General features: G+C 35.6%; 12 protein-coding genes. 3 read left to right on the top strand and 9 right to left on the bottom strand.

The genetic code is table 11. From position 1 onward, the window contains the following. Window positions 1–92: 92 nt before the first annotated feature. A complete protein-coding gene (locus WAE64_RS24450; protein WP_340240778.1) occupies window positions 93–1,841 on the bottom strand; it encodes a DUF262 domain-containing protein in 1,749 nt (582 codons plus the stop codon). A 346-nt stretch (window positions 1,842–2,187) separates the two neighbouring features. Then, window positions 2,188–4,200 (bottom strand): M13 family metallopeptidase, encoded by a 2,013-nt coding sequence (locus WAE64_RS24445; RefSeq protein WP_340240776.1) that lies wholly within the window; start codon window positions 4,198–4,200, stop codon window positions 2,188–2,190. 360 nt (window positions 4,201–4,560) lie between these two features. On the opposite strand from WAE64_RS24445, the gene WAE64_RS24440 reads away from it, so the two are divergent. Beyond that, complete coding sequence (locus WAE64_RS24440; RefSeq protein WP_340240774.1) at window positions 4,561–5,547, top strand: glycosyltransferase family 2 protein; 987 nt, start codon at window positions 4,561–4,563, stop codon at window positions 5,545–5,547. 23 nt (window positions 5,548–5,570) lie between these two features. Here the strand turns inward: WAE64_RS24440 and WAE64_RS24435 are convergent, their stop codons facing one another. The 4 genes from WAE64_RS24435 to WAE64_RS24420 all read right to left on the bottom strand — a co-directional run bounded on the left by WAE64_RS24435 (window position 5,571) and on the right by WAE64_RS24420 (window position 9,982). Further along, window positions 5,571–6,599 (bottom strand): glycosyltransferase family 15 protein, encoded by a 1,029-nt coding sequence (locus tag WAE64_RS24435; protein WP_340240772.1) that lies wholly within the window; start codon window positions 6,597–6,599, stop codon window positions 5,571–5,573. 71 nt (window positions 6,600–6,670) lie between these two features. Then, a complete protein-coding gene (locus tag WAE64_RS24430; protein ID WP_340240770.1) occupies window positions 6,671–7,768 on the bottom strand; it encodes an O-fucosyltransferase family protein in 1,098 nt (365 codons plus the stop codon). Then, window positions 7,765–8,862 (bottom strand): O-fucosyltransferase family protein, encoded by a 1,098-nt coding sequence (locus tag WAE64_RS24425; protein WP_340240768.1) that lies wholly within the window; start codon window positions 8,860–8,862, stop codon window positions 7,765–7,767. Before WAE64_RS24425 ends, WAE64_RS24430 begins: the two co-directional genes overlap by 4 nt. Window positions 8,863–8,920: 58 nt before the next feature. Then, a complete protein-coding gene (locus WAE64_RS24420) occupies window positions 8,921–9,982 on the bottom strand; it encodes a nodulation protein NodZ (protein ID WP_340240766.1) in 1,062 nt (353 codons plus the stop codon). A 267-nt stretch (window positions 9,983–10,249) separates the two neighbouring features. Here WAE64_RS24420 and WAE64_RS24415 point away from each other — a divergent pair, with 267 nt between their 5' ends. Then, window positions 10,250–11,593 (top strand): neutral/alkaline non-lysosomal ceramidase N-terminal domain-containing protein, encoded by a 1,344-nt coding sequence (locus WAE64_RS24415; protein WP_340240765.1) that lies wholly within the window; start codon window positions 10,250–10,252, stop codon window positions 11,591–11,593. A gap of 72 nt (window positions 11,594–11,665) precedes the next feature. Here WAE64_RS24415 and WAE64_RS24410 read toward each other — a convergent pair whose 3' ends face one another. After that, entirely contained in the window at window positions 11,666–12,067 is a 402-nt protein-coding gene (locus tag WAE64_RS24410) for a VanZ family protein (RefSeq protein ID WP_340240763.1), read from the bottom strand. A 170-nt stretch (window positions 12,068–12,237) separates the two neighbouring features. Between WAE64_RS24410 and WAE64_RS24405 the strand changes: the two genes are divergently transcribed. Next, on the top strand, window positions 12,238–15,675 hold the full coding sequence (locus tag WAE64_RS24405) for a leucine-rich repeat domain-containing protein (RefSeq protein ID WP_340240761.1): 3,438 nt from the start codon (window positions 12,238–12,240) through the stop codon (window positions 15,673–15,675). 317 nt (window positions 15,676–15,992) lie between these two features. Here the strand turns inward: WAE64_RS24405 and WAE64_RS24400 are convergent, their stop codons facing one another. Together WAE64_RS24400 and WAE64_RS24395 are read right to left on the bottom strand one after the other, a co-directional pair. Then, window positions 15,993–16,607, bottom strand: a complete 615-nt coding sequence (locus WAE64_RS24400) for a hypothetical protein (RefSeq protein WP_340240759.1) — start codon at window positions 16,605–16,607, stop codon at window positions 15,993–15,995. Window positions 16,608–16,631: 24 nt separating this feature from the next. Then, entirely contained in the window at window positions 16,632–17,045 is a 414-nt protein-coding gene (locus WAE64_RS24395) for a helix-turn-helix domain-containing protein (protein ID WP_340240757.1), read from the bottom strand. Between the last annotated feature and the right edge of the window lie 18 nt (window positions 17,046–17,063).

Genomic DNA, 17,063 nt, shown 5'->3' with positions numbered 1-17,063 from the left:
TGTTTAAAGTAAAATTAACATTTTAGCTAAATTTTACCTTGACACAGTTTAATTTACAGTCTCAACTTTATAATCGCCCTATATTCTTTCCCTTAAATATCTTTCCATTCTTCTTTAGCAAATTCCAATAGTTTTCTTGTTCTTATTTGAATTTCTTCTAATTTCCACTCTTGTCTTAAACTCCCATCTTCTTTATTAATAATATTACGATTCGATAAGAGTGTAGTTTTAATGTACGTCTCTTTTTTTGTATTAAAACAGGAGTTTTTAGCCTCTGCATTTAAAGGTTGTGATAGCAAGCATAAGTTACCAAGCGTATTTAAAAATTCTTTATGCTGAATATCTGTGAAGTTATTTGACCAACATTTTTGGCGAATATCCTGAGGCAAGATATGCTCAATTGTGTCATTCAAATTATTTTTCCAAATAATATTCCAAGCAACGTTGTCAATTTGAATGTTACTTTGCTTTGATAAATATTCTTCATATCTAAAAAAGAAATATCTAAGTTCTTTTTTCCAACTAGTGTAACAATCTTTTTTCTCTAAAGCAATTATAGCATCTTCAATAGAATATTCTTTTCCTATATCTGCAATTAATTTGATAAGATTAATAACTGAAATAGTTTTATCTTTATATATAGTTTTTGCTACCCTAACATAATCTCCTACCTTAACTCTTGCATCATTATCCAAAAGGCCATAAATTCTAAAAGTTGTTTTTTCCCATTGCTCAAGTAATCTATCTCTATCTTCTTGGCTCAAATCATTTCTAAGCATAATCGCAACTGCTAAAAGTCTTGCTTGAGTTATTTCCGTCACAGCATTTCTTCTTTTATCTTTGTAAAGTATGGATAAAGCTGAAGTAACTTGTTTTATCCAAATCGTATCCTCTTCAACGGTTTTTATAACAATATTGGCTACTTTTTTACTTGTAGAATGATCTCTAAAGAACTCTAATGCATCTTCCGCGCTAATCGGCCGGCCTGCATCACTATTTTGTTTTAGTGTTGCTGCAAACCTAATAATTTCCTGTCCTGAAATAGACTGCAAGCCAATTTCTCTATAAATATTACTCCAATAGCTGTGTAAAGACTTTAAATGTTCGTCAAATATACTACTATCTAAACCCAAAGAATATTCATAAAGTAATCCCATGAGCATACTTTTACATTTATCTAGCCAATCTACATCCAAGCCCCGAGAATTAAGGACTTCAAATATTGTATACACAGCTCCTTTGTCTTCCAAAGATTGAAATATAAAATACAAATAATTCTTCACTAATGAAAGCAGAGAAATTGTATCTATTGCCGATGAATTAACAAATTTTTCACATTGTTTTATTGCTTGACTTATATTTTCATCTGCTATGGTCTTTATGTCAATCTCATTTGGAATACTGCCATCTTTAAGGTAATTCCTTAACAGCATTCTATTATCATGATTATTTTGAAGAATAATAAGCCTGCCATCATCTTTTAGAAGTATTTTATTAAGTTCTTTTTCTTCATCAAACTGCTTTTCTATAAATAGTCGTTTGGAAATAGCTTTCAATAAAATAATAAGGGTAGTCAATCTTTGTTGACCGTCAACAACTTCATATATAAAAAAAGAATTAGAGCCAATTTGCTTTTTGTCGTGAGTTTTTAAGCAAACAAGAGTTGCCATAAAATGAACTCTATCTTCATATATTTCTCTCGCCTTTAAAAGTTTAAGAATATCTTTAAAAAGATCTGTTCTTTGTTTATTTGTCCAACTATAATGACGTTGATACTCTGGTATACTAAAAAGTTTTCCACTAAGTATATCAATAAGTGGTTTGAATTCTGGTTGTATCATTGTTGATTATAAATTTGATTAGTCACTGGATATTTTGTGGTGAAATAAATATGAAGTTATATTTCTATAACCTAAGCTCGAACAAAAACATTACCGATATTTAACTCTTTTTCTTTCTATTAATGACGAAAATGGATGTTTTTTTGAATAGGAAAATTGAGGACTAAAATAATACGTTCTCAACTTTCCCTTCAATATTATCGAAAAAACATCATTTCTACGCAAAAGGAATAAGTTTAGAAAGTTTCAAAATATAACCAATTATATAAAATTTTTCTAAACAATTTAATTAGAGACTAATTATATAGAATATCTAACCTATAAATTTTTTGTAGACTTTTCCCTCTTACCAAACAACAATCCTCTCGCTCTCGGGTTTAAACATTTTATCGCCTGGTTGAACGTTGAATGCTTTGTAGAAAGGTGTAAAGTTCATTAATGGGCCGTTTACACGCCATTTGGCTGGCGAGTGTGGGTTTGTATTTACATACATACGCATGTAGGCGTCTTTGGTTTTTACACGCCATATTCTGGCAATAGAAATAAAGAAGCGCTGCTCTGGTGTAAATCCATCTATTTTTTCGCCACTCTTGTATTGCTCGGTTAGTTTAAAGGCATCGAAAGCAATGGCGATTCCGGCAATGTCGGCGGTGTTTTCGCCTACTGTCAAGGCACCTTTTACATGTACCGAATCTAACACAGTATATTGGTTATATTGGTCTATTACCTGCTGGGTTCTGGCTTTAAACTTCTTGAAATCTTCGTCTTTCCACCAGTTTTTCACATTACCCACTTTGTCGAACTGTGCGCCCTGGTCATCGAATGAGTGTGTAATCTCATGACCAATCACCATGCCTATTCCGCCGTAATTAAGGGCATCGTCGGCATTCAAATCAAAATAAGGAGGTTGCAGAATACCTGCCGGAAAAACGATTTCGTTCAGCGGAGGATTATTATAAGCCGTAACCGTTGGCGGCGTTGTACCCCACTCGGTGCGGTCGATAGGCTTGCCTACTTTGGCAACCATGTAATTAAAATCGTTCTGGCTGGTAGCCAAACGGTTTTCGAAGTAGGTAGCACGATTGATTTTTACGAGTGAGTAATCTCTCCATTTGTCAGGATACCCGATTTTCTCGCTGAATGCATAGAGTTTTTCTTTAGCCTTAGCTTTGGTCGAATCGCTCATCCAATCGAGCTTAGTAATGCGGTTTTCAAAAGCAATTTTCAGGTTATCAACCAACACACGCATACGTTTCTTTGCTTCTTCCGGAAAATACTTGCGTACATACAACTGCGCAAGCCCATGCCCAAGCGACCTGTCAACGGCCTCGGTGATTTCTTCGCCACGTGGTTTCTTGGTCGATTGTCCTGTAAGAATCTTTGAATATTCAAAAGCTGCAACAGCAAATGGCTCGCTCAGGTAATCGGCGTAAGTACTAAGCGATTTTGCTTTCAGGTAGGCTTTCCAGTCTTCTATTGAAGCCGAACCCAATAAGGCATTCAGGCGCTCGTAGTAGGCAGGTTGCTGCACATTCAGCGAGTCGATTTTTACGCCTAGACCATTAAAATAGGTCGTCCAGCCAATGTTAGTTTGTTTAGCTGCAATGTCTTTCAGCGCCATTTTGTTGTAATTGGCCTGTACATTTCTGCGCTCAATATTGGTTTTGTGCGATGCCGCCAGTTCTTTTTCGAGCGCATAAGCAGCCAATGCCATTTTTTCAGCCGCCGATGCCTCCGTACCCGTCAGTTTAAACAAAGTAGTAAGGTAGGCTTTGTAAGCCTTCTGAATACCGATTGTTGAAGAGTCGGTTCTGAAATAATAATCTCTTTCGGGTAAGCCAATGCCTGTCTGGCCTAGATTTACGATGTTGATGGCACTATTTTTAATATCAGGCCCAACCCGAAAACCAATGATAGAACCATTGTTAAACTTCTGTTGCTCACCTACAAACTTCATCAGCGAAGCAACATCTTTTATGCCGTCAATGCGTTTAAGTAAAGGTTTTATAGGCTCATAACCACGTTTGTTGATGGTGGCAATATCCAGACCCGAGGCGTAGAAATCTCCTACTTTCTGTTCGATGCTGCCCGCAGGATTTTTAGCCGCCGAAACACTGTCGAGAATGCCCTGCATACGAACACGCTGTGGGAAATTGAGGAATGAGTAAGAGCCCACGCCCGTTTGAGTAGACGGAATCTCTACCGAATTGTACCATTTCCCGTTGACGAACATAAAGAAATCGTCGCCCGGTTTTACACTTGTGTCAATGTCGGTAATGTGTACTTTCTGCGCCGTGGCAGTTTGTGCACCTGCCAGACCCAACAAAAGAACTAATGAAAGAGGAAAGCGTTTTTTCATTTTTCAGTTTAGCATGTTGAATAAAAGATTTTGATTGGAAAAATACGAAAAATGTTGTTGTATGCCAAAAAAAGCGACAAAACAGTGTTTTTTGCGCCCATGAAACGCATAAAGTAAGTAAATGCCAATAGGGCTGAAAAATGTTTAAGGCTATGGCACGGGTAAGTTTAGACAAGTTTCTAATTCTTTATCTTTTTTATAATTCGACAACAAAAAACGCTTAAATTTGTTGTTCTTTTAGTAACCCTAAAATTTAAAAAATACTAGCTACTTATACGCCTTTTAATGCTGAGTCTTGAAAAAAAGCCCGCCCTTTCCCTGATTATTTGTTCAAGGAATGACAACTATATGGGCAATCCGATGTGGAGGTTAGCCACTTCTATCAATTATCTGTCAGAAAAAATTTTTGCAGAAGGAAGAGAAAACGAGGTTGAAATTATTGTAGCCGACTGGGGTAGTAAGATACCAATCTCCGAAGTGTTGCAATTGTCGCCAATCAGTGCCCAATTAACTCATTTTATACATATTCCTGAAACTTTAGCCCAGCAACTCCAGCAAGACAGCCCTTTTGCTGAAGTATATGCGTTAAATGCTGCCGCACGTGCAAGTAATGGACAGTATATAGGACGCATTGACCAGGATACCTTAGTAACGGTCAATTTTATCCGTCAATTTTTTAAAGCTTTTGAGGGCAAAGCGAATTTCGGTTTTGACCTGAAACACTCTTATCTGTTTGCTGCACGTAAGCAATTACCGTACTCTTATATAAAAACAGAGCCCGGTTTGGCAAGTATCAACAAGGTTATCGAAAGCTTCAGTAATTGGATACAAAGCGAAGAACTCAGCTTTTGTTATTGGGCCTCGGCAGTAGGAATATTGCTTATGCACAGAGATATGTGGGACGAAGTAGGCGGTTATGATGAAAGATTAATCTATTATTGGTATATGGATGTAGATTTAGGTACCAGAATTATTAAAAAATACCCTGTAGTGAATATTGGCAAGGTATTCGGGTATGATTTTTTTCATTTAGAACATATGCAGACAAGAATGAATTTTGGGGTTCTGCATAGAAAACGTAATCCCGATTGGTCTAAATCTTTCGACAAGCCCAACCTCAATCCGAATGGGAAAAACTGGGGCTTAAAAGAAGCTGACTTGCAATTAGAAAAACTAAAAATTAAACCTGTTGCCTCTTATGCTGCAAATAAAGAAACACTAAAAAACCACCAATTGCTTAGGTTGCTTTTTAGAATAAGCGTAAATTCAGGCAAGCTATGGGTTTACAACTTAGTCAGACATAGCTTATATTTGAGCAAAAAACTCACTAAACGTGATTTTCTTTAAGGATTTATAAAAACGTGCCGAGTTCAGAAACTATTGTCGATTTTGGTTTTACCAAAAGTCTTTTTGAAATCCAGCACAACTGCACTGTTTTCATGGCCTTTGGCAGGGTATATTCCACCCCAATCTAGCTTTCCATTTTTAAGTGTTGCGTGTTCGTAGGTCCAATCGGTAAATTTATAAACCTTTTTTTGGGGCAGAAATATCTGCACTACTGCGGTCTGGAAAATAAGGTCATTCCACCTGTATTTATAAATACCGCCTGTTCTATCAAAATGGTTTAATAATGCCTGCACCTCGGGCTGAAACCAGAAGTCTAGCTTTGTGATAAAAAAATTATTATAAAAACCCCAGCGATTCCACTCTGCTGATACCGGCCAATTATTAAGGTCGTGATTTATTTTTTCAGCTATGCCATCTAAAACATTAGTGAGCAGCCGCTTTAATTTCCCTTTCAAAGAAAAGTATTCATTATTGACCAGCTTTGAGTCTGCAAAATTTTCATAAAAAAACTGAGGTTTAATTCGCTCTGCTTTTAAATAAGCCACAATCATTTCCGAGAATCCATAAGAAGTTCTTTGTGGCTCTTTAATATCTACCCGATACCCATATTCGTACCCGTTTTTTTGCATAAATTCAAATAAGTTATAATCGATTTTTGAATGGATAAACGAGTCATCGTCCATTCTGAAAAACCAATTATAGCCCAGGTCTTTTAGTATAGCAAAGATTTGTATTGCATAAAACCGAATCATGTGTCGATGCCCCATTCCGAAAGACCCATCCCATATTTCCGGTATTTCAGCAGGGTTGAGGAATGCGGGAGTCTGAAAATTAATCTGGTGAAACTGAATTTCTTTTCTTCCTTTGCAGATACTGCGCTGGCTGTCTTCATCAAAATCTCCTTCATGAAAAATCAATACCGGATGTCTAAACTGCTCGTTGTAGTTTTTGAATAGTAAATCCAGACTTTTTTCAAGCATAGACCGAGAATCTCTGGCATATTGTAGGTCTTTAGCTGTATTTTGTGCCAGATACACAATGCATGGATTCATTATTTGTGTTTTTTGTTTATATTTTTCATTTACAATTGAAGCACAGTTGAGTAGCTGTGCAGGCAGAAGTTTTACTTAAACAGGTTTTTAACTCTACCAAGCCCAACCCTAACTCTTTTCGTGAGCTTTCTTAGTTCATACATAAACTCCTGAGGCTTGTTCTGTAAAAATGCATCTTGTGCTATTTCCTTTAAACCTTTTTTACTGACAAGTTTCCAAGCCGGCAGGTTAGTCATGTTATCCCACCTTTTATCATACCTTTGCCCATAGGCTTTTGTTTTTTTATAGGCCAAATCGAGGCATTGCAGATTGTTGTTGAAATACATAGCCATTTCGCCAACATTTGAAGCCCCTTTTATCAGAAAATCAGATTTTGCAAGAAGCAAGATGTCGAGCAAAACATCTTCTCCTTTCTGAAAAGGCGAAAGTTCGGTCCTATTAAAAGGAGCTATTTCATTATCTGACCTAAAGCTATTGGTGAAGTAAACCTTATTACCGAATTTCTGTTTAAAAATCTCAATATATTGTTTCTGGTCTGTGGCTAGCAGTATTTTAAGGTCAGGATGTTTTACGAGATATTCTCCGATAGGCTCAAAATATTCAGCAGGGCTAACAGGTGGAGCATAATGTAAATCGGTACCCCGTATATGAACCCCCAGTACAAAGCTACCTTTTAGGTTTTTATCATAGAAAGCGTTTACCTGCGTTGTTATAGCGGCCTTGGGTTTAATGTATCGGGCTATGGTCTCTCGCCCTTTTTGTCTTTGTAAAGCATACCAGCCATCCAGGTCTTTCATCTGTTCAAATCGCCATTTGCCAAAAGGGTAAGGATAAATACTATCAGGGTCGGTTTCAGATACATCAATTGCAGCCTGAGAAGTTTGCTTAAAAAGCTTTTCTGTATCTTTAATTTCTGAACTTTGTAGTTTTTCAGAAGACAGGGGCATTACGGGTTCAAAGTACTGATACCACATATTATTGCCATAGTTTTTATCAAAAAAAGCGTTTTGGCAAGCAGCGTCGAAAGCAACAACAGGATAAAAATTATTTCTTTCAGAAAATCTGAGCTGATTCATTGTAATAAGCAACATGGCTCCAAATCCGGCACCTGGAAGGTCGATGCTGATTGGGTATATCTTATCGTATCTGGTTAATATTTCGTCAATCAATGTTTCAATAGTTTTCTCACAAATTTAAATTTTATATACAATTTTTTACCAATTATTGAATCCTGAATTTTTCGAATCAAACCAAGTTTAAATCTATGCACTTTTAGCTGCCAAGTAGTTTTCTGACCTATGTTAAGTTTAGAAAAAGCAGCTTCAAGTTCATAATAAGGTTTTTGATAAAACTCACTCTCAATAGAAAAATCACTTATAGATACACTTCTGTTAAACCAAAGCGCCATTTCGCCCACCGCTGCCGCACTTTTTATAATATGATTGCATTTAGAGAGAATGAGTATATCTGCCAAAACATCTTCACCTTTCTGATAAGCATCAGCAAATGTCAACCTGAATGGCGCAATATGATTGTCGGACCTCAGGGCATTTATACATAGTATTTTATCTCTATATTTATTTCTGAAAGCCTCTACATATTGTTTTTGGTCGGTAGCTAAAAAAATAAGGCACTGCTTGTTGCTGTTTTGCTCCAATATTGTGTTTATTTCTTCAAAATAAGTGTTTATTCCGGTTGGGCTGGCGTAGGCAAAGTCGGTGCCTCTTATATGTACACCTATCATATAATAGTCTTTGAAATAAGAAGCCGCAAAGCTATTTACTTTATCTAGTATGGTTTGCTTAACCCTTATATAATTTTCAACGTATTCTCGGCCAAGCATACGTTTTTGCGCCAACCATTGTGCTTTGTTGGAAGGTATTTTTTTTGCCCAAAAAGTAGCCAATCGTTCATCTTCGACATGATGCATACGCATCACCTCAGCAGCCGTAGGTCTATAAATGGCATGGGTATCAATAAATCCTTTTTCCAGAAAAGACTGTACACCTTCTGCTGTATATGCCGAGATAGGTTCAAAAAAGTATTCCCAGATAGATTCGCCATGTTTTTGGCTATAAAATTCGGGTGTATTGTGCCTATTAAAATCTACTACCGGTATAGCGTTTAGGTCTGAAGCCTTTCTGATACCATTTAATACATAGAGCATTAAAGCACAAAAGCCTGCATGAATATCTATATTGCTGATAATATAAAATTTAGTATAAAGTCTATTGTTCCATAGAAACAAATGGCGTTTTTTCATTGGGTGGTTTTTTCTTTACTTTCAGGCATATATTTCAGCATACAATTATAAGTCATAGCTACCTGATAATTTTTTTAGCAATAGCTATAAGCCTCCACAAGCCCTTTTGTAGGCTTATTCTGCCTAGATAAAATATCTCCAGACTCAGGGGGTTTAATACTTTGCCAAGGTATTTTGCAAAACTATGCAGGTTTTGATGAGGCATATCAGGCACATTTAGTAAAACAGTTCGTGCCAAACCAGACCCGTTATGAATCAGGTAGCTGCATTTGCTCAACAAAAGATAATCAATGATAGCCTCCTCTCCGTTTTTTGCCGCATTTTGTGAGTCATGCGTAAGATAGGCAGGCATCTTCCAGCCCATAGCTCCGGTACCAGTTACTTGGTCAGAAGTCTGAAAAATACTACTATAATAAATTACCTGCCCCGGAAATTTTTCTATCAGCAAATTTAGTGCATTTCTGGAGTCTGTGGCAACAAAAAACTTAGTATTCGGCGTACGCTTACGTATGTTTTCTATGGCTTTTATATAATTCTGCGGAGAATAAGAATACCTTCTGAAAAGGTTATATTCTGTTTTCAGATCGCTTACATCGCTGGCCCTTATATGAACACCAACCACCGATTGGTTTTGCATATAGGCTTCAAAAAAATGATTTACTTTTTGAGTAATATAATGCCTTGGGCGTATGTATTGCTGAATGATTCTGTAAGCTTTTTGACGGGTAAGCGTATCGGGGTCTTTCCATTTGTAAGGAATCTGAAGTGCTTGTGCCCTAAAATATTTATGATGTCCGAAATTATTGGAAACAAAGGTTTCAGTATTCCAGAAGTAGCCCTTCGACTTAAAATCAGGGGGGTAATTGATGAGATGCTTACTTAATTCTGGTTCTATAATATTTTTGTCTGGCTTATTTAGAAGTGGCTCAAAATAATATTCCCATACATTGGTCTTTGCTTGGTATCCGTTACTTGTCCAATAACAACACCTATTCCCAAAAAACGCAACAGGATATGCACCATTTGCTAATGCAAACGGAATATGAGCAATTACCTGTTGTATCAGAGAAAAAAGTCCAACATCTTTTTCACAAATAATATGTCTTTTAAATTCGTTCAAACTATATTTTTTCGAATACATTTAAGTGAAAGCACAAAACCGCTTTTTTTTGCAAAGAAACAAAAATATCTATTACAAAGTACTTGTGATAAATACCTTGAAGGAAGCAAATAAAGGCAAATTTTGAGACAGCCCGACAAAAGATTACTAAATGAGACAATTTAAAATCGTGAGCAATAGATTTATTGGCGAAATGACTCTAAATTTAGGGTTTAGTACTTATTTCCACACTTATTTTAAGAAACAATTAACAAAAAGCATAACTCATTGAAAAAACTCTTTAAAATCGTCCTCTGGTTTATTGTTGCACTGGCAGCAATTGGAGTAAGCCTCTTTACATTGAATGATACGCGCCCACTTGAGGAAACCGACTATTATGCCAAAACCAAAGCCCAACTTAATACCCTTACAGTTGACGGCGGATTTGGCAGCCAACTAAAAGCCGGATGGAGTAAAGAAAGCATTACGGCCATTGAGGAGGTTTATATTGCCGGATACGGACTTCGGGAAAGTCCGACATCGGGAGTGCATGATAGTATCTTTGTACGCTCCATCGTTTTAGACAACGGTCAACAAAAAGTAGCCATGATTACCATGGATTTGCTGATTGCGCCTCCGTTGGTGGTAGCACAGGTTATACCGACACTTGCTAAACTGGGTTTTAGTCGGAAGAATATTTATTTCAGCGCTACACATACGCATAGTAGTGCAGGTGGTTGGGCGGGTGGCGCTGCAAGCAGAGCCATAGCTGGCCCCACCAATGAGCAGATGATTGCAAGCATTGCGAAGGCCATTGTGAGCAGTGTTAAAAAGGCCGAGGCCACGGCTGTTGTCTGTAAAATTGGCTTTCAGAAAATCAATGCGGCCGAATATGTTACCAATCGTTTATTTGGCGAAGAAGCCATTGAAGACCCTTGGTTGCGCATCATGAAAATAGAAAAGGCTACTAAAGAATCGGCCTTGATGCTCACTTATGCCGCCCACCCTACCGATATTCCGAAACGTGATAACCGTATCAGTGCCGACTATCCGGGGATGTTGGTTAGCAGTCTGGAGAAATCGGGTGTATGTAATTTTGCTGCTTTCTTTGCCGGAGCCGTTGGCAGCATGAGTCCGCTAAACAATGGCATGGATTCTTATCAAAAAGCTGAGCTTATTTCTTCAAGTCTTGCTAAGCTGGTTAAAGACGGCAACAGTTCTATTAAAACAGATACTACCTCCTTACTACGAAGCGTTTACTTGCCGATGGCTTTGCATGAGCCACAATTGCGTTTAAACGAATACATCAGGATTCGTCCGTGGGTATTCAACTGGTTGATGGGGACACAGGAAGTGGGCATTAATGCCTTGCGTATTGGCGAAATGGTCTGGATTGGTACGCCATGCGATTATTCGGGTATGCTATACAGCAAAGCTGACTCAACAGCCCAAAAGCTGGACAAAGACCTGATAATTACCTCGTTTAATGGCGGCTACGTGGGTTATATCACCCCCGATGAGTATTACCATACCCATACTATGGAAACGCAGGAAATGAACTGGTTTGGCCCCTATAACGGGCGGTATTTCAGTGAGGTGATTGATACCTTGGTTACAGCCGTAGGAAAGTAATTTTATCTCTCACAATCCTTTAAAAGCTATATTTGCACATACGCATATAGCGAGCTGATACGCTTTTATGTATTACACAGGGATATACTGGCTTATGAGCAGTTGCGCTATGTAATAAGCCAGTAAGCCTGCTACTACGCCTATGGCATCGGCCAGGGCATCGTACCAGCTAAATACTCTTTTGTATTTTCCCGGCATCATATCTTGCCATACTTCAATCAGAATGCCGTAGGCAACGCCTATCAGAAGGGTATTGATGTAATTTTTATAGACAAATTGCCAACAGAATGCCCAGGCAGCAAAAGCCAGAAAGTGAGCCACTTTGTCCAGATTACTCTTCACAATAATATCGCTTTTGATGCTCTTAGTGATGCCTTTGGTAGGCATAGAGCACAACACAAATATGAGCGTAGTAACAAAAAAGGCAGAATATTTATGAGACAGCAGCGCAATAACTTGTTTTATAATCTCCATCTTGAAAGCCGATTCAATTAATTTAAAAACTTTATCACAATATTACTAGGTATGTGAGGAATGTGGGGGTTTAATTTGATTTTTTTTGAACATAAATTCATTTAATATGCGGGATTAAATTTCTATTTTTGGTGAATAGATTTCATACCTAACCCCCTTAAATTTTTGCTATGTCTGAATTAGCTTTACAATTGATTGAAGAAAATAAAAGAACTCAAAACCCATTTTTGGATTTGGGGAATTGCGGGCTTACAAATGAATTACCCAAAGAATTGTTAGAATGTAATTGGCTGAAAAGATTAAACTTAGGATATAAATATTACGAACCAAAACAAAATAAATGGGTAAAATCAAAGAATAACAAAACTTCAAATAGATTTAATGGAGAAGATTTAGCCATTTTACAAAACCTGACCCAATTACAGGCTTTAGACCTTCGCGATAATCAAATTCAGGATATTAGTTTTTTACAAAACCTGACCCAATTACAGGCTTTATACCTGAACGCTAATCAAATTCAGGATTATAGTTTTTTACAAAACCTGACCCAATTACAGGCTTTATACCTGAGCGATAATCAAATTCAGGATTATAGTTTTTTACAAAACCTGACCCAATTACAGTCTTTAGACCTGAGCGCTAATCAAATTCAGGATATTAGTTTTTTACAAAACCTGACCCAATTACAGTCTTTAGACCTGAGCGCTAATCAAATTCAGGATATTAGTTTTTTACAAAACCTGACCCAATTACAGTCTTTAGACCTGAGCGATAATCAAATTCAGGATATTAGTTTTTTACAAAACCTGACCCAATTACAGGCTTTAGACCTGAGCTATACTAAAATTCAGGATATTAGTTTTTTACAAAACCTGACCCAATTACAGTCTTTAAACCTGAGTGCTAATCAAATTCAGGATTATAGTTTTTTACAAAACCTGACCCAATTACAGGCTTTATACCTGAGCGATAATCAAATTCAGGATTATAGTTTTTTACAAAACCTGACCCAATTACAGTCTTTAGACCTGAGCTATACTAAAATTCAGGATTATAGTTTTTTACAAAACCTGACCCAATTAAAGTCTTTAAACCTTCGCGATAATCAAATTCAGGATATTAGTTTTTTACAAAACCTGACCCAATTACAGGCTTTATACCTGAACGCTAATCAAATTCAGGATTATAGTTTTTTACAAAACCTGACCCAATTACAGGCTTTATACCTGAGCGATAATCAAATTCAGGATTATAGTTTTTTACAAAACCTGACCCAATTACAGTCTTTAGACCTGAGCTATACTAAAATTCAGGATTATAGTTTTTTACAAAACCTGACCCAATTAAAGTCTTTAAACCTTCACGATAATCAAATTCAGGATATTAGTTTTTTACAAAATCTGACCCAATTACAGTATTTAAACCTTCGCGATAATCAAATTCAGGATATTAATTTTTTACAAAACCTGACCCAATTACAGTATTTAAACCTTCGCGATAATCAAATTCAGGATATTGTTCAACTTCACTACATAATAAATTTAAAACACCTAAATCAAATTCTGCTGTCAGATAATCCAATTCATTTACCATCAGAATTGGATTTAGATGATTTAGATGAATTAAGAGCTTATTTTTCTGATTTAGAAAAAGGGCATTCGACAAAACGATTTGTTAAAATCCTATTTTTAGGTGATGGTTGTGTCGGTAAAACGACCTTATTTCAACACCTGAAATTAGGTTATCCACCACCTCCTATTGATGCACAAGACCGAACACATGGAATTGCCTTAGACATTTGGGACAAAGAGTTCAAAGATATAAAAGTTAATGTATGGGATTTTGGGGGTCAGGAGATTTTTCACGGTACACATCGCTTATTTTTAGGTCAAAGAGCTATTTATATTTTGGTTTGGACAAAACAAGAAAATAAAAAATGCAGTCCGGAGGAACAACACCCTCTTAAATATTGGTTAGATTTTATTGCTGATTATGGTACAGAAAGTACAGTTTTGTTGGTAGAAAATACGATAGATGATGAATTTGACAGTCAACAATTTCCTGATGATAAGGCATTAGAAGAGTTAGTAAAAGAATTTAAGGTAAGAAAAATTGATTTGATAGCCACTAACTATCGAATCAATTGCCAACAAAGCACAAAAGATGTAAAAAGGTTTAAAAAAGTTTTACAAAATGAAATAGAGAATATTTTAGATACTTATCCTATTGATGAATTTCCAACCAATCGTTTAGCGGTTATTGAAGCGTTAGAAAACTTAAAAAAAGTTAATAAAACCATTTTAATGGCTGATTATCTGATACTCTGCCAAGAAAATAAAATTAGTAATCCTTATGCCCTTTTGAGTTTTCTGCATCGTTCGGGTGTTATCAGCTATTTCAAAAATTTGTTTTCAGATACGATAATTCTAAAAACCGAATGGGTATTAGATGCTATGTATGAAGCTTTAAGGCTTACGAATAATCCGTTGAAAAATAGTAAAGGAAAACTAAACCAAAATGATTTTAATCAAATATGGAAGGATTACACTGAATCAGAAAAATCAGTTTTTATAAACTATATGCAACAAAGTGAATTATTAGCAGAGCCTAAAAGTCAAAATAAATACAAACCATTAGAAAGAGATTACCAATATTTAATGCCGAGTTTGTTTCCTGTTTGTCCTAAAGCGCTTAGGTTTGAATGGGATAATAAACAAACCTATTGGGTAATAAAATTTAGATTTATATATCCTGCCATTATGCAAAGATTACAGGTTAAAATACTTAATTATTGCCATTATAAGGAAGAAGAATCTCTTTTTATAAATTACTTAGCTTTTACAGGAAAGAAAAATGAGATATGCAATGTTGAAGTATTTGAAAAGGAAAAAGAAATGCATATCTGGACAAATACTTCAAGTTACTATGTAGAAATTATTAATCTCATCAACGAAATTTATCCTTTAGATAGATTACAAGTTTTTGAAAGAAATAGACAGCAAGAAGATAGAAGAATTGAATTTATTAATGTTGAAAATAACAGGTATCAAATGAAGGAAGAAACAACAATAAAACTTGTCCCACAAATACCTATTAAAGTATTTGTTACTTACTGTTGGGTTGATAAAGATGGTAATATCGATGAAACTCATCAATTGAAAGTGCATCAATTAGTTAATTCTTTAAGAGAACTAGGCTTTGATGCTTCTTTTGATATGGCTATTAACGATGATAGAACATCAACAGACTTCAGAAGAATGATGCTTGAATATATACATAAGAGTGATAAAGTGGTTATTGTCCTTTCAGAAGGATATGCCAAGAGAGCCAATGATTTTGAACGTGGTGTTGGGATAGAATACCAAATTATTAGTAAAGATATTGATATAAATGAAAACAAATATATATTCATTTCTCTTAGTAATAAAGATGTTCAAGTTCACCCAATGGCTTTTAGAGAAAAAGATACTATATATTTATATAATTTAGATAAGAATGAAATTCAAAGATTAAAGAAAAAATTAGATGGTTCTTCTTCGATAATTTTATCTCCAATTGGAAAAAGAATTGATTCTGAAAAGCCTAAAGATGTCGGGAGATTATTCTAAGTTTTAAAGAAAAAAAACAACTCTAAAACCCTGTTTCTAACACCAGCACTAACAAACCCACCACCCCAAACAAAAGAAAAAACCGTAACTACTTAAAAGTAATTACGGTTCTTAAAGTACCCAGAGCCGACATATAAAACGATTTCGTAAATATTTGGCTATAAATACTTTAAGAGGTATTACTTGTAAACTGTTAGTACTGGTGTTAGCAATTTAATAATTTTTATTTTAAATCTGACTTATGACAAAACATATTTACATTTCTTTTAGCTCCCTAAAATCATTATTTTGTACATACAAAAATATCTCACATAATACTAGAATCTTCTAATCGGTCTAGTCCGTCCTGTTTGTGTTTTACTAAATATTTCAAGATGTGAATCACGATTACCTTCATCAGCAAACCAATACCCAAATTGCCAGTCTATCGACCCTTCAGTTGAGCTCAAATAAATTGTATAATGGTACAAAAATCCACCTACAATAAAACTTTTATCATAAAGTAACCTTAATTCATGCAATGATGGCATATACCAGTCTCCATATGTAACTCCATCTACTGTTACATTATATTCTGCGCATGATTTAGCGGCAAAAGTTCCAGAAGAATTATCATTTGTTTGCATAGCTATTAAGAGCATTGTATTCATCATGCCAGCGCCTATTCCATTACCTCTCGCATTTGTAATTCTAGTAACTCCATTTCCAGAAGAAACATTAGTTATATCTGAAGTAGCGGCAATTAGTCCATGCCTTCCATTATCATAAACATAAAATATAATACCCCCTCCATAATGTTCTCCTACGGAATGAATACCGCTGTCGGATTGTGGTGTTATGCCGTCTGGAGTTATTGTAACATTCTGGCAAAAAGCGACATTTACAAAAAAGGCGGATAGTATAGTAACAGCTAAAAGTAAATTTATTTTCATAAAACATATATTTAAAAGTATTTATCACAGCTTAAAATCTTTAAGCAATTCTTTAGCATTCTCAAAATTTTCTAATCTCTTAGCTTTTTCCTCCTCTGTTTCTATTTTATCAGAAGTTTTAAAAATCGAAATTATACTTCTAAAAGCCTCCATACCATCACTAGCTAATTTCCTATATTCTGCATTTTCCTTTTCCAGTTTAGCAATTCGTTCTAACTGTTCAGTAGGGTGGATTTCTATGCCTAAGAGTTCTGCTAATGATACTTCTAATATTTCGGCAATTTCTTCCAACCTTTCAATTGTTGCTTTTGAATTACCTTTTTCTAATTGGAAATAGCTAGATGGTGAAATGTTTAATTTTTCCGCCATTTCAGCCATGCTATACCTCTTTAATTCTCTAAGAGCCTTTATATTTCCATATACTGGATGCTGCGCCATAAAATTGATTTTAATAAT

It is taken from the genome of Emticicia soli (assembly GCF_037860775.1).
Taxonomy (GTDB): domain Bacteria; phylum Bacteroidota; class Bacteroidia; order Cytophagales; family Spirosomataceae; genus Emticicia; species Emticicia soli.
The sequence above is the reverse complement of the archived record's forward strand: the minus strand, read 5'-3'. Positions and strand labels throughout refer to the sequence as shown.